We start from the raw sequence: 13585 nt of genomic DNA, 5'->3' as shown, positions 1-13585 counted from the left end.
GCGCATGAAAACCATCGCCGTCATCGATATCGGCAAGACGAATGCCAAGGTCGCGCTTGTCGATCTCGAGAGCTTTACCGAAATCGCGGTTCGCAAGACGGCCAATAGCGTGACTTCGGATGGCCTCTATCCGCATTTCGACGTCGAAAAGCTTTGGCGCTTCATCGTCGATAGTCTCGGCGAGTTGAATGCCGAAGTGCCGATCGATGCGATTTCGGTCACCACGCACGGCGCGACGGCGGTGCTGCTCGACGAAAATGGCGATCTGGCGCTTCCCTTGCTCGACTATGAATTCACCGGTCCTGATACGCTGGCATCCGATTACGAGAGGCTCCGGCCACCCTTTTCAGAGACAGGTGCCGCGCGTCTTCCGATGGGCCTCAACATCGGCGCGCAAATCTATTGGCAGGAACAGACCTTCCCGCAGGAATTTGCCAAAGTCGCCACCATTCTCACCTATGCACAATACTGGTCCTACCGGCTGAGCGGCGTACTGGCGAACGAACTGACCTCGCTTGGTTGCCATACAGATCTCTGGAACCCCTATAGCGGCGATTTCTCAACGCTTGTGGATGCGCGCGGCTGGCGACGTCTGTTTGCACCGGTGCGCAAGGCGAGCGATGTGCTCGGCGACCTCCTGCCTGCCGTTGCGCAGCAGGCCGGTCTGCCGGACGGGCTCCCGGTCTATTGCGGCATTCACGATTCCAACGCCTCGCTGCTGCCGCATGTCCTGTCGCGGCCGTCGCCCTTCTCCGTGGTTTCGACCGGGACCTGGGTGGTGATCATGGCCGTGGGCGCGCAAAAGGTGGCACTGGACGAAGTCCGCGATACGTTGATCAACGTCAACGCACTTGGCGACCCCGTGCCGTCGGCCCGCTTCATGGGCGGGCGCGCCTTCGCGACGCTGATGCCGGAGGCGGAGGTTTGCGGTTCGGCGGAGGTCGAGGCGGACATCGTCCGGCGCAGGTGCATGCTGATGCCGTCGGTTCCACAAGGCTCAGGACCATTTCCGAATGCGAAAGCCCGCTGGACCTGCGATGAAACCAGCCTTACGCCCGCAGAACGCTATGTCGTCGTGTCCTTTCACTTGGCATTGATGACGGCAACAAGCCTCGATCTTATCGGCGCGCGGGGCGATATCGTGGTGGAAGGACCATTTGCCGGGAATACCAGCTATCTGCGGATGCTGGCGGCGGCAACAGGACGCCCGGTGCTGACGGGCAGCCAGAGCGCTACGGGCACGAGCCTTGGCGCGGCATGTCTTGCGGATTCAAGCCGTGCACAGGTGCAAACCGTTGCTTTAAGCGGAGATGTATCAGAAGAACACTGCACCTATGCGGCAGCTTGGCGCGCATCGGCCGGTTAAACGTCGCCAGGAATAATCAGGGATTCCCCAAGGAAAAAGACAGCTTCAGGCGCGCGATTGACTTCGCCCGGCCGAGTACAGCCGGCCCGCAATCATCAGAAAATTCGAGGTGTCGCCGCCTTGTTTTCGTCCTCGATGTTGAGAAGCATCGAAACAGCAGCCAGTGTCAGGGTGGCGATAAGCATGGCGCACAATCCAAGAACAATCATTGTCCATTCCCCTTCTAACGTCATCATCATGATGCCGCTGTACACTGGCTCAGCATGCTTGCGCATGGCTGACCTCAAGCAGAGTAGAACAAAAAATAGCGTTGCAGGGCGGAAACTTCAATTCCCAAGTCTTACCCTTGAGAACCTGTAGTTTTTGGACGGGAAGACTTGAGCGATCTGCCTCCGGTATCGACGAGCGCGATCCGATCGGCTTAATTTTAGCGAAACCATATACAAACGATGAACCGTTAACCTTCAAGCAAGGAATTAACCATAAACATGGTCGTACACCTCGGAATGCGAAAGTTCCGATGTTCCCGACAAGGCATGATGCCGCGCAGTCGAACCGGGTTTGGTCCGGTATGACAAACTTCACGAATAGACTTGGGAAACCATATCGCGTGGGCTGATGCCTGTGAGTCTTACGACTTGAGGTTTCTCCTTTGCACAAGCCCGTCAACGGGCCGGCTTTCCTGTCAATTCGTCAGTGCAGCGGTGCCGGACGCATTCGGGTGGAATGCAGTAATCGGCGCTCGATATGGAATTTTCGCATGATCCCGTCTGAAAAGCACATCTACTTTTCAGGATCATGCGCTGAACCGGGGAACAGCGTTGAGACAGGATACGTCAACAGACCAGTCGCGAAAGGCCCAGGCAGGCAGTCTGCTTGAGCGTCTGCGCTTTGCTGGTCTCGACGACGGCCAGACCGACGTCATTCGCCGGCATCGCCAGGCACTCGGCCCGCAGGTCGAATTGGCGCTCCGTGATCTCTTCCAACGCCTCCAGACATTCCCCGAGGCCGCCCGCCATTTTACCAGCGACCGTCAGATCGAACGTCTTCATGATCTGCAGTCTTCCCACTGGAACGTGCTGACCGATGCCCGCTTCGACAGCCTTTATGCCGAGCGCGTCAAGGTTTTGTCCGATGCCGAAAGCAAGATGGGGCTCGACCCGCGCTGGCAGATCGCCGGCCATGCGGTCGTTTTGGAGCGGCTGCTCTGCGCCATGATCGAGGATTTCTGGCCGAAGTCCATGCTGCCGCTCGGCAAGTCGCGCAAGGGTGAACTGCTGGACCTCGTCTCCGCACTTGTCCGCACGGTTTTCGTCGATACGGAGATCGCAGTCTCGCTTCGCTTCAACGAACAACGCCATGCACACCAGCGCCAGTTGATCGAGCAGCGCAAGGCCGGTGAGGCCGAAGCCAATGCGGTTTTCGATGCTGTTGTCGAGGGGCTTTCCGAAGGCAATCTCTCCGTCCGCGCGCCTGATGATGTTCCCGAAAGCTACCAGGGCCTCGCCCGCCGGCTCGATGGCGCGCTCGACGGTCTGGAGCGCAGCATGATTTCGGTCACGGAACGGACGACAACGCTTGAAACCTCCAGTGCCGGGCTTGGCGCACGCACGCAGCACCTGTCGGAAACGACGCAGGTGCAGTCGGCGGCGCTTGACGAGACGGCGCGAACGCTCGGTTCCATCGTCGATCGCGTCCGCAGCAATGCGGTCCAGACGCGGGACGCGGAAAAGACCGCCGCAGCGACACGCCAGTCGGTGGAGCGCAGCGGCGAGGTGGCCGGCCAGGCAATCTCCGCCATGGCCGATATCGAAACGTCTGCTGAGAAAATCGGCCAAATCATCGGCGTCATCGATGAGATCGCCTTCCAGACCAATCTTCTCGCGCTCAACGCCGGCATCGAGGCGGCGCGCGCCGGTGAAAGCGGTCGTGGTTTTGCCGTGGTTGCCCAGGAAGTGCGCGCGCTTGCGCAGCGTTCCGGCGACGCAGCACGTGAAATCAAGCAACTGGTGAGCACGACCAAATCCCAGGTGGAAGCCGGGGTGGAAATGGTTGGGCGCACCCAGGATGCGATCGAAAGCATTGTCGAGCAGGTCCGCGGTATCAATGCCGCGATTTCCGGGATCGCCGAAGAAACTGCGGAACAGGTCAATGGCCTTCAGACGGTCACGACCGACGTTGGTCGGATCGGTGCCGAGATCCGCTCCAGCGCGGTGCAGGCCAGTGAGGCTCACGGAAACTGCGGCGATCTACAGACGGTCATTCTTGAGCTTGGCCAGACCATTCGCCAGTTCCGCGTCCAGCGCCAGTCGGCGGCATCCCTGCCGGTGCGCACGCAGCCGGTCGCGATTTCCCCGGCGCGGACCGATGCGGATGAAATTTCGTTTGCCTCGGACGATGACGGTTTTGGGCTGCAGGCCCGCCTAGCCGGATGGGGGCGCTAGATGCAGAGCCGCCGCAAACATAGCATCCAGACGTTGCCCGACTTCTTGCCGGCGCGCGCCGCTGTCTGCTTTCGAGCCGATACGGTCATGAACCAACAGTGCAAATTACTCCCAGGCAGACAAGGAAGATAGGCATGGCAACCAAGAAGGCTGCTCAGAAAAGTTTAAGTCTCGCGCCGGTCCTCGATCTGAACGAGGCAAGTTCCTTGCGTGGAAAGCTGACGGCATTGCGCGGCAATAACCTCGTCGTCGATGCCTCTGCCGTTGAACGCGTGGGCGCGCTCTGCCTGCAGGTCCTGCTGGCTGGAGCCAAGACATGGGAAGAGGACAAACAGTCTTTCACTTTTGCCAAGGTGTCGGACGCTTTCACGAAAACGACGCAGCTCATCGGGATCAATATCGATCACCTGATGGCAAAGGAGATTTGAAATGAAGAAAAAGTTTTGACCGTCGATGACAGCCGCACGATCCGCAACATGCTCCTCGTCACGCTCAACAATGCCGGTTTTGAAACCATCCAGGCAGAAGATGGCATCGAGGGGCTCGAAGTCCTCGAAGACGCTAATCCGGATGTCATCGTGACCGACATCAACATGCCCCGTCTCGACGGCTTCGGCTTTATCGAAGGTGTGCGTCGGAACGAAAAATTCCGGGCCATCCCGATCCTGGTCCTGACGACCGAAAGCGATGCTGAAAAGAAGAACCGCGCCCGTCAGGCTGGTGCGACAGGCTGGATCGTCAAGCCGTTTGATCCGACGAAACTGATCGATGCAATCGAGCGTGTAACAGCTTAACGCCAGGATTTCACCCAATGGATATGAACGAAATCAAAGAGATTTTCTTCCAGGAGTGCGAGGAACAACTCGCCGAGCTGGAATCAGGTCTCCTGAGGCTCAACGACGGTGATCGTGACCCGGAAACGGTGAACGCGGTTTTCCGTGCGGTGCACTCCATCAAAGGCGGTGCCGGGGCATTCGGACTTGATGATCTTGTCTCTTTCGCCCACGTGTTTGAGACCACACTTGATTGCGTTCGCTCCAACAAGCTGGAACCGAACCAGGAAGTCCTGAAGGTCATGCTGAAATCGGCGGACGTTTTGGCCGACCTGACCAATGTCGCCCGTGACGGCGGCAGTGTTGATCAGGCTCGCTCAAAACAGCTGATCCGTGAACTGGAAGCGCTGGCAAACGGTACGCCGCTGCCGACAGCTTCTGCGGCTCCTGCACCTGCCGTCGCGCCGAAGGCAAAGCCGGCTGCACCAGCGCCTGTTGCTGAAGCTGCCGCGCCGGCTGCGAATGATCAGGGCTTTACGCCGGTGGCGTTCTCGTTTGATGATTTCGGTGGCGACGAACCGGAGGTCAGCGAACTGCCAGCCTACGACATCATCTTCAAGCCGAAGTCGGATCTCTATACCAAGGGCAACGAAGCGACGCTTCTCCTGCGCGACCTTTCGCGTCTCGGCGAAATGAGCATTCATTGCGATATGAGTGACCTGCCGTCGCTCGACCAACTCGATCCCGAAGCAGCATATTTCTGGTGGAAGATTTCGCTGAAAACCGACAAGGGCGAGGACGCGATCCGCTCCGTCTTCGAATTTGCGGAGTGGGACTGCGATCTGGAAGTATCGAAAGTGGGTGGCGAAGGCGTGGTTGCGGAAAGCGATCTGCCCATGCAGCCGGTTCCTTTCGATCTTTCGGCTCTCGATGCTGAATCCGACGCTCCTCTCGGCGTGACGGAAGAGGAAGAAAATCTCGTCGCCCAGCGCGACGAAGCGATTGCTGCTGCCGAAACGGCCAACAATGTCGTTCAGATGGCCGGCAATGCTGCGCGCGCCGCCGCCAGCGACAAGGGCGCTGCTGCCGCTGCCGCCCAAAACAATGCCCAGCAAGCCTCTTCGGCTGCCGCACCGACGATCCGTGTCGATCTCGATCGCGTCGATCGGCTGATCAACCTCGTCGGCGAGCTTGTGATCAACCAGGCGATGCTCTCGCAGAGCGTCATCGAGAACGACGCCAACGGTACCTCGTCCATCAATATGGGCCTGGAAGAACTGCAGCAACTGACCCGGGAAATCCAGGATTCGGTCATGGCGATCCGTGCGCAGCCGGTCAAGCCGGTGTTCCAGCGCATGGCCCGTACCGTCCGCGAAATCGCGGACATCACCGGCAAATCGGTTCGCCTCGTTACCGAGGGTGAAAACACTGAAGTCGACAAGACGGTCATCGACAAACTGGCCGAGCCGCTGACGCACATGATCCGCAACGCGGTCGATCACGGCCTTGAAACGCCCGAAAAACGCCTTGCCGCCGGCAAGAGCGCCGAAGGCACGGTCAAGCTCACCGCAAAGCACCGGTCCGGCCGTATCGTCATCGAACTCTCTGACGACGGAGCTGGCATCAATCGCGAAAAGGTGCGCCAGAAGGCCATCGACAACGACCTGATCACGGCAGACGCCAATCTTTCGGACGAGGAAATCGACAACCTGATTTTCCACGCAGGCTTCTCCACAGCCGACAAGGTTTCCGACCTTTCCGGACGCGGTGTCGGCATGGATGTCGTCAAACGCTCCATCCAGGCACTCGGCGGTCGCATCAACATTTCGTCGAAGCCGGGCCACGGATCGACCTTCACGATGAGCCTGCCGCTGACGCTGGCTGTCCTCGACGGCATGGTCGTGACCGTTGCCGGTCAGACACTGGTGGTGCCGTTGACCGCGATCGTCGAGACCCTGCAGCCTGAAGCCGCGGCGATCCATTCGTTCGGCGCGACCCAGCGCCTGATCTCGATCCGCAATTCCTTCTGCCCGCTTGTTGATGTCGGCCGGATCCTCAACTTCCGCTCGACACAGGCAAATCCGGTCGAAGGTGTGGCTCTTCTGGTGGAATCCGAAGGCGGCGGCCAGCGCGCCCTGATGGTCGATGCCATCCAGGGGCAACGCCAGGTCGTCATCAAGAGCCTGGAAGCGAACTATACCCACGTGCCCGGCATCGCTGCCGCCACCATTCTCGGTGATGGCCGTGTCGCTCTCATCCTGGACGTAGATTCCGTCGTCTCGGCGTCTCGCGGCCAGTCCCTGCAACTCGAAGCGTCGCTTGCCGCGGCTGGATAAAAGACGATGACGTATCTCGCACAAAATCTGACTCATGGCGGCCGGGAGCTGATTGCTTTCCGCATCGGTGACCAGGAATTCTGCGTCAACGTCATGTCTGTTCGTGAAATCCGAGGCTGGACGCCGGTCACGCCGATGCCGCACGCACCGTCCTATGTGCTGGGCGTGCTCAATCTTCGTGGCGCGGTGTTGCCAATCATCGACATGTCGGCTCGTCTCGGCTTGAAACCGGCAGAACCGACAGTGCGGCATGTCATCATTGTTGCGCAGGTCAAGAACAGGATCGTCGGGCTGCTGGTCGAGGCCGTGTCCGATATATTGACGATTAACGACGAACACATTCAGCCGACACCGGACATGTCGTCGGAATTCGAAAGAACCTTTGCACGTGGCATCCTGGCGATAGAAGGGCGGATGATCTGCCTGATCGAACTGGAAGCTGTCTTTCCTCATTCCGAAAGTGAAGCCGCATGAGCATGCCAGCCTTTGACAGCAAACTGAACCCGGACGAATGTCTGGCGAGCGGCGAATATCCGCTGACTCGTCGTGACCTCGCCGAGGTTGCTGCAATGATATATGCGGACGCAGGCATTTATCTGAATGAGTCCAAGGCCTCGCTCGTCTACTCGCGCCTTTCAAAGCATATCCGCACCCTCGGCCTGAAGGGCTTCAAGGAATATTGTTCGCTGGTCTCATCGCCGGCAGGCGCTGCGGCACGCCGGGATATGCTCTCGCATCTGACAACCAATTTCACGCGGTTCTTTCGAGAAAATCACCACTTCGAGCATCTGAAATCGGATGTGCTGCCAGAGCTTCTGGCCCGTGCTAAAAGCGGTGGACGCGTGCGCATCTGGTCTGCCGCCTGCTCGGATGGTCAGGAACCGTATTCGATTGCGCTAACCGTTCTGTCGATGATGCCGAATGTCGCAGATCTCGATTTTCGCATTCTGGCAACCGACATCGACCCAAAGATTCTAGCGCTTGCGAAGGCTGGCGCTTACGACGCGACCGCGCTCGAAACCGTCAGTCCTGCCATGCGAAAGCAATGGTTCTCAGAGGTCGACGCCAATGGACGTCAGAAATGGCAGGTCGATGACCGGGTTAAGCGGCTAATCACCTTCAACGAACTCAACCTGATGGCGCAATGGCCGTTCAAGGGGCAGTTCGACGTCATCTTCTGCCGCAACGTCGTCATCTACTTCGACGAGCCGACGCAGATGAAAATATGGTCGCGTTTTGCCGGCATGCTGAATCCCAAGGGGCATCTTTATATCGGCCATTCTGAGCGCGTTTCGGGCGATGCGAAGTCGGTCTTCGACAATATTGGAATCACCACTTACCGCCTGAACGGCAAACCCCAAGGAGGGCGCTCATGACCATACCAGCACGCGTTCTCGTCGTTGATGACTCGGCCACCATGCGCGGCCTGATCACGGCGATCCTGAATGCCGATCCGGACGTCAATGTCGTCGGCCAGGCTGCCGACGCCATGCAGGCGCGCCAGGCGATCAAGGAACTGGACCCGGACGTCGTCACGCTCGATATCGAGATGCCTAACATGAACGGTCTGGAATTCCTGGACAAGATCATGCGGCTTCGGCCGATGCCGGTCATCATGGTGTCGACCCTGACGCACAAAGGCGCCGAGGCGACGATCTCGGCGCTCGAAATCGGAGCATTCGACTGCGTCGGCAAACCCCTGCCGGGCGACCTGCGTCCGTTCAGCGATCTCGCTGACAAGGTGAAGGCCGCCGCACGCTCGCAGCGCAAATTTATCATAACCGGCAACAAGGTGGCAGCGCCTAGTCCTGCTAATGCCAATGCTGCGGTGGACTATCGTGCCGGCCGCAAGATCATCGCGATTGGAGCCTCCACCGGGGGCGTCGAGGCGCTGATCGCCGTCCTGCAGAAATTCCCGGCCAACTGCCCGCCGACGGTGATCACGCAGCACATGCCGCACACGTTCACCAAGAGCTTTGCGGAACGCCTCAATCGTCTTTGCGCACCCACTGTGCAGGAGGCGACTGATGGCGCGCGGCTGGAGATCGGCAAGGTTTATCTGGCGCCCGGTGGCGAACGCCACCTGCAGGTCGTCAATCCAACATCACCGTCCTGCCGTCTGCTGGACCGTGAACCCGTCAACGGGCACCGGCCTTCGGTCGATGTCCTGTTTGACTCGGTTGCCGAGCTCGCCGGTCGCAATGCGATCGGTGTGATCCTGACCGGAATGGGCCGTGACGGCGCATCCGGTCTTCTGAAAATGCGCCACGCGGGCGCTCGAACATTCGGTCAGAATGAAAAAACCTGCGTGGTGTATGGAATGCCGAGGGTCGCCCATGAACTGGGCGCCGTCGAAACACAACTACCCCTCAACTCAATCGGGGAAGAAGTATTGAAAAGCGCCGCCGCCCGAAGAGAAGGAAGCGAATAAATGTCCCTAGCGGAAAAAATCAAGGTTCTGATCGTCGATGATCAGGTAACGAGCCGCCTGCTTTTGGGCGATGCCTTGCAGCAGCTCGGTTTCAAGCAGATCACGGTTGCCGGCGACGGCGAACAGGGGCCAAGATCATGGCCGCCCAGCCGCATCACCTGGTGATCTCCGATTTCAACATGCCGAAGATGGACGGGCTCGGCCTCCTGGCCGCCGTTCGCGGAAACCCTGCCACCAAGAAAGCCGCATTCATCATGCTGACAGCGCAAGGTGACCGTGCACTGGTGACCAAGGCAGCGGCACTCGGTGCGAACAACGTGCTCGCCAAGCCGTTCACCATCGAGAAGATGAAGGCAGCGATCGAGGCTGTGTTTGGGGCGCTGAAATGATCCAAGAGGCCGCGGTCAAACGCCTGCACGTCATTCAGGGTGAATTCAAGGTGGTCAGTGATCCGGATGTGGTGCTCTCGACCATCTTGGGCTCCTGCGTGTCCGCGTGCATGCGCGATCCGGTCGCGGGTGTCGGGGGCATGAACCACTTTCTTCTGCCGGGTTCGGCCGAAGCGATGGCCTCCGGCGGGGATGCAACGCGCTACGGCGTTCACCTGATGGAATTGCTGATCAACGGGCTGCTGAAAAAGGGAGCGCGTCGTGAAAGGTTGGAAGCCAAGATTTTCGGCGGTGCCAAAACGATTGCGCGGTTTTCCAATGTTGGCGAGCAGAACGCTCTGTTTGCCCGGCAGTTCCTGATGGACGAAGGCATTCAGATCGTCGGTGAAAGCACCGGCGGAGAGCACGGACGCAAGCTGGAATACTGGCCGCTCAGCGGTCGGGCGCGCCAGTATGCGCTGACCGGTGTCGAAACACAGAAGACGGTTGCCCTCGAGCAGCGTCCGGCTCCTGTATCGAGACCCGTCGAAAATACGATCGAATTCTTCTAGGTCCGGTGGTGCTGCGCGCTTGCGCGGCGCATCGGCCGGAAGGATCGGCAAGGTTCGAATGCAGGTCGTCCGAAGCGGAAAGATCCGGACGGAATTTGTTATCAGCGTGAGGAAGAGTAATGCAGACCGAACTTAAGAGCCACATGCCTCACGTTGACGAAGCGCTTCCGGAAGTGATGATGCGCATCGTTTCGGAACTCTATGACGTGGCCTATCTGATCGAGCGGATCGAGCCGATGCTGAGCGAAGTCCATGGTGAGGCGCTCCTGGAGAGTGCCGATCGTATGAAACTACTGCAGGGCATTGATCTCGCCGTCCAGAAGACACGTGGCCTGGCTGAATTTATCGACACGGTGACCGCGGCGATACCGCAGTCTTGGATGATCGACGTTACAACAGCCCTCAACCTGGTGAAGCTAGCAGACATGCAGAAGTCGCTTGGCAATGGCATGCTTCGCCATGGTCATTCACAGCCGCTCACCGAAGCGGCCGGCGACTTCGAGGCATTTTAGAACATATCATATTCTCGGTGAGGGCGGGCTTTCTGCTTCCTCGCCTTGGCAGAGCGGCTTCTCGTTCTCCACATGCCAATCCTCTGCGTTTTGCACCGCCGTTGAAAACCGCCTTCCAAGACAAGTTCGCGCAAGTTTCGTCTTCTAGTGTCCCAATCGGGGCTGGTAGATTTGCGCGTGATTTGCATTAGGCCGACTGCGCCAAATCATCATCCAGCAAGCCCGAATGTTTGGATCTGCGCATGATTGTTCGCTCGAGTGATGTTACTCGGTCGAAATATGCGCCACTGGGTGCGGAAACAGAATGAATCTGTTGGATCAACTTTCGACGGTCATGAAAAATTTGACCAGTCTCGGGCAGGGCAAGCTCATTGCCCTCATTTCTGCCGGGGTCATCGCGGTCGGCATCGTTCTCGGCGCCGGCATCTATGTCAACAAACCCGCCTACGAAACCCTCTACGTCGGCCTTGAAAGCGGCGATCTCAACCAGATCAGCGTGGCGCTGGCGGAGGCCAATATCGATTTTGATGTCGGCTCCGATGGCAGCAGCCTGCAGGTCCCCGTCGGCATGACCGGCAAGGCCAGACTTTATCTGGCCGAGCGCGGCCTTCCAAACTCCGCCAACGCGGGATACGAACTCTTTGACAATGTCGGTTCGCTCGGTTTGACCTCCTTCATGCAGGAGGTGACGCGCGTTCGGGCGCTTGAAGGCGAAATCGGCCGAACCATCCAACAGATTTCCGGCATACAGGCTGCCCGGGTCCACATCGTCATGGCGGACCGCGGCAGCTTTCGCAAGGCTGAGCAGACCCCGACGGCGTCCGTGATGATCCGTGCGAGCGCCAGTGTCGGCCGCAACGCCGCTGCCTCGATCCGTCATCTGGTGGCTTCCTCGGTGCCTGGCCTCAGCGTCGACGACGTGACGATCCTCGATCTCGTCCGGCCAGCTTCTGGCCTCCGGCGACGACCCTTCCAACAGCGCGATGAACCAGTCGCTCAGCATTATCCAGAACGTCCAGAAGGAAATCGAAAGCAATATCGACAAGGCGCTTGCCCCGTTCCTCGGCATGGACAACTTCCGGTCAAGCGTCACGGCAAAGCTGAACACCGACACGCAGCAGATCCAGGAAACAGTGTTCGATCCGGAATCGCGTGTCGAACGCTCGACCCGTGTGACAAAGGAAGAGCAGAAATCGAGTCAGCAACAAGCAGACAATGCCGCGACCGTTCAGCAGAACGTGCCGCAGGCGGCGCCGACCGGCGGGACCGGCGGTCCTCAGTCGAACGACCAGACCGAGAAAAAGGAAGAGCAGACTAACTACGAGATCAATTCGAAAACTGTCGCAACTGTGAAAAGCAGCTATACGGTTGAAAAGCTTTCGGTCGCCGTCGTCGTCAATCGGGGTCGTGTCGCAGCCATGGTCGGCGAAAATGCAGACCAGGCAAAAATCGACGCCTATATTGCCGAAATGCAGAAAATCGTGGCGTCCGCCGTCGGTCTCGACCCGGCGCGCGGTGACGTGATCACCCTGACAGCCATGGATTTCGTCAACACCGAACTGCTCAACGAGGCGATTGCCGGACCGGGCATAATGGAAACGCTCACCCGCAATGTCGGCGGGATCATCAACGCGCTTGCCTTCGTCGTAGTGGCTTTCCTGGTGGTTTGGATGGGTCTGCGGCCGCTGGCACGTTCGGTCGGTCTAGGTGGCGGTAGCACCGCACTGGCAGATGCTGATGGCGCTGGCCTCGAACTGCCGGACTTCTCCCCATCTCCAGGCGCCGCCGGTGGCGCCCTTATGGAAGGATTTGGTTCAGATTTTGGTTTCGACAGTACGGACGACTTGCTCAGCCTGGGCGACGACAGCGAAAGCGACGGTGGTTTCAATCGCCGCGTCAAGGAAGGCCCAGAGCGGCGCCTGGCACGCATGGTGGAAATCAGCGAAGAGCGCACCGCGAAGATCCTTCGCAAGTGGGCGGCCGAGCGGGCCGCCTGACAGGAAATCCGGTCCGATCTTAGACAGGACCCAGCGCTCCAAAATCCCGCCATCGTGCGGGATCTTTGTTGAATCCTCGTGGCGCGACAGGAGCCGACCGACAATTCACCACAGCCTTCCGGTAAGGCGTCGGAAAATTAGTGGACGGATGCGCGCTGTATTCCAGAGTCTCGCAGAGTCTATGACAAGAATCGGTCACGCCCACATGCCCGATAAAGCTCTTGGCTCGATTCGTTATATTTAACAAAATGTTAAATTACCGGTCTTTTGATTCGCTGTTGTTTCTGAAAAATATCGCAAGACTCTGTCGGAAAAAGCTCGGCCGCGCTAAGACTCAATATATCCAGAATATTACTTAAATAGGAATCCAAAGTTAAGCTTGGCGAGAATGGATTCATCCGAGGTTCGACTGTCGACGTGGTTGATGCAATTTGGCAACAGGCGGAGAATCAAATAGAAAAATGATCTTTTCGAATGTCTGGCTTGCCCGTTCCCCGACTCGTTTCCGCTCCAAAATCTTCCGTTCACGCTGCCGAATCTGTGCTGCAAAAGCAAAAAATAACAGATTGCCGAGCGAGTAGATTAACAAAAAGTTAATGATATCAGGCGCTTGAAAATCCCTTATGAGTGCCTGCAGCGACGAGGCGCGGTTTTCTCCTGATAGCGCCCGAATCGACTCATGAATGTGGTCAAAAGTAAATCCCGAGAAGATGGCAGTAGTTTTTCGCAGGGGGCGATGTACATTTTATGTAGTGATTCGCGTACTGATTTGCGTCTGTGCCGGGT

11 protein-coding genes and 2 pseudogenes are annotated in these 13585 nt (G+C 58.4%); 12 read left to right on the top strand and 1 reads right to left on the bottom strand.

All coding sequences use genetic code 11. The features are described from left to right. Positions 1-4 precede the first annotated feature (4 nt). Positions 5-1366: an FGGY-family carbohydrate kinase gene (locus P6U16_RS07365; protein WP_277703210.1), complete on the top strand. Its 1362-nt coding sequence runs from the start codon at positions 5-7 to the stop codon at positions 1364-1366. A 95-nt stretch (positions 1367-1461) separates the two neighbouring features. On the opposite strand, the gene P6U16_RS07360 is transcribed toward P6U16_RS07365, so the two are convergent. Next, on the bottom strand, positions 1462-1641 hold the full coding sequence (locus P6U16_RS07360) for a hypothetical protein (protein WP_277703209.1): 180 nt from the start codon (positions 1639-1641) through the stop codon (positions 1462-1464). Positions 1642-2187: 546 nt separating this feature from the next. Here P6U16_RS07360 and P6U16_RS07355 point away from each other — a divergent pair. The 11 genes and pseudogenes from P6U16_RS07355 (at position 2188) to fliF (ending at position 12799) form a co-directional block, all read left to right on the top strand. After that, positions 2188-3810 carry a globin-coupled sensor protein gene (locus P6U16_RS07355; RefSeq protein ID WP_277703208.1) on the top strand — a complete coding sequence of 541 codons (1623 nt, stop codon included), beginning with the start codon at positions 2188-2190 and terminating at the stop codon, positions 3808-3810. 134 nt (positions 3811-3944) lie between these two features. Beyond that, positions 3945-4238, top strand: a complete 294-nt coding sequence (locus tag P6U16_RS07350; RefSeq protein ID WP_277703207.1) for an STAS domain-containing protein — start codon at positions 3945-3947, stop codon at positions 4236-4238. 48 nt (positions 4239-4286) lie between these two features. Beyond that, positions 4287-4604: a response regulator gene (locus tag P6U16_RS07345; RefSeq protein WP_277703783.1), complete on the top strand. Its 318-nt coding sequence runs from the start codon at positions 4287-4289 to the stop codon at positions 4602-4604. A 17-nt stretch (positions 4605-4621) separates the two neighbouring features. Next, a complete protein-coding gene (locus P6U16_RS07340) occupies positions 4622-6919 on the top strand; it encodes a chemotaxis protein CheA (protein ID WP_277703206.1) in 2298 nt (765 codons plus the stop codon). 6 nt (positions 6920-6925) lie between these two features. Next, positions 6926-7393 carry a chemotaxis protein CheW gene (locus P6U16_RS07335; protein ID WP_277703205.1) on the top strand — a complete coding sequence of 156 codons (468 nt, stop codon included), beginning with the start codon at positions 6926-6928 and terminating at the stop codon, positions 7391-7393. Continuing rightward, positions 7390-8295, top strand: coding sequence for a protein-glutamate O-methyltransferase CheR (cheR, locus tag P6U16_RS07330; RefSeq protein WP_277703204.1), 906 nt, complete (start codon positions 7390-7392; stop codon positions 8293-8295). The genes P6U16_RS07335 and cheR overlap by 4 nt, the downstream gene beginning before the upstream one ends. Then, positions 8292-9350, top strand: a complete 1059-nt coding sequence (locus P6U16_RS07325; protein WP_277703203.1) for a chemotaxis response regulator protein-glutamate methylesterase — start codon at positions 8292-8294, stop codon at positions 9348-9350. The genes cheR and P6U16_RS07325 overlap by 4 nt, the downstream gene beginning before the upstream one ends. Next, positions 9351-9739, top strand: a pseudogene (locus tag P6U16_RS07320) (response regulator). Continuing rightward, positions 9736-10290: a chemoreceptor glutamine deamidase CheD gene (cheD, locus tag P6U16_RS07315; protein ID WP_277703202.1), complete on the top strand. Its 555-nt coding sequence runs from the start codon at positions 9736-9738 to the stop codon at positions 10288-10290. Before P6U16_RS07320 ends, cheD begins: the two are co-directional and overlap by 4 nt. A gap of 119 nt (positions 10291-10409) precedes the next feature. Continuing rightward, the gene (locus P6U16_RS07310) at positions 10410-10802 is read left to right on the top strand and encodes a hypothetical protein (protein ID WP_277703201.1); all 393 of its coding nucleotides are present in this window, start codon (positions 10410-10412) and stop codon (positions 10800-10802) included. Positions 10803-11106: 304 nt separating this feature from the next. Continuing rightward, positions 11107-12799: pseudogene (gene fliF, locus P6U16_RS07305) on the top strand (flagellar basal-body MS-ring/collar protein FliF). Positions 12800-13585: the final 786 nt, after the last annotated feature.

It is taken from the genome of Rhizobium sp. 32-5/1 (genome assembly GCF_029537235.1).
Classification (GTDB): Bacteria; Pseudomonadota; Alphaproteobacteria; order Rhizobiales; family Rhizobiaceae; genus Pararhizobium.
The sequence above is the reverse complement of the archived record's forward strand: the minus strand, read 5'-3'. Positions and strand labels throughout refer to the sequence as shown.

What these genes read in the sequence shown, in the direction of transcription:
- P6U16_RS07335 (WP_277703205.1), top strand. Translation starts at nt 6,926, where the DNA reads ATGACGTATCTCGCACAAAATCTGACTCATGGCGGCCGGGAGCTGATT.
- P6U16_RS07345 (WP_277703783.1), top strand. Translation starts at nt 4,287, where the DNA reads ATGCTCCTCGTCACGCTCAACAATGCCGGTTTTGAAACCATCCAGGCA.
- cheD (WP_277703202.1), top strand. Translation starts at nt 9,736, where the DNA reads ATGATCCAAGAGGCCGCGGTCAAACGCCTGCACGTCATTCAGGGTGAA.
- cheR (WP_277703204.1), top strand. Translation starts at nt 7,390, where the DNA reads ATGAGCATGCCAGCCTTTGACAGCAAACTGAACCCGGACGAATGTCTG.
- P6U16_RS07360 (WP_277703209.1), bottom strand. Translation starts at nt 1,641, where the DNA reads ATGCGCAAGCATGCTGAGCCAGTGTACAGCGGCATCATGATGATGACG.
- P6U16_RS07350 (WP_277703207.1), top strand. Translation starts at nt 3,945, where the DNA reads ATGGCAACCAAGAAGGCTGCTCAGAAAAGTTTAAGTCTCGCGCCGGTC.
- P6U16_RS07365 (WP_277703210.1), top strand. Translation starts at nt 5, where the DNA reads ATGAAAACCATCGCCGTCATCGATATCGGCAAGACGAATGCCAAGGTC.
- P6U16_RS07340 (WP_277703206.1), top strand. Translation starts at nt 4,622, where the DNA reads ATGGATATGAACGAAATCAAAGAGATTTTCTTCCAGGAGTGCGAGGAA.
- P6U16_RS07325 (WP_277703203.1), top strand. Translation starts at nt 8,292, where the DNA reads ATGACCATACCAGCACGCGTTCTCGTCGTTGATGACTCGGCCACCATG.
- P6U16_RS07310 (WP_277703201.1), top strand. Translation starts at nt 10,410, where the DNA reads ATGCAGACCGAACTTAAGAGCCACATGCCTCACGTTGACGAAGCGCTT.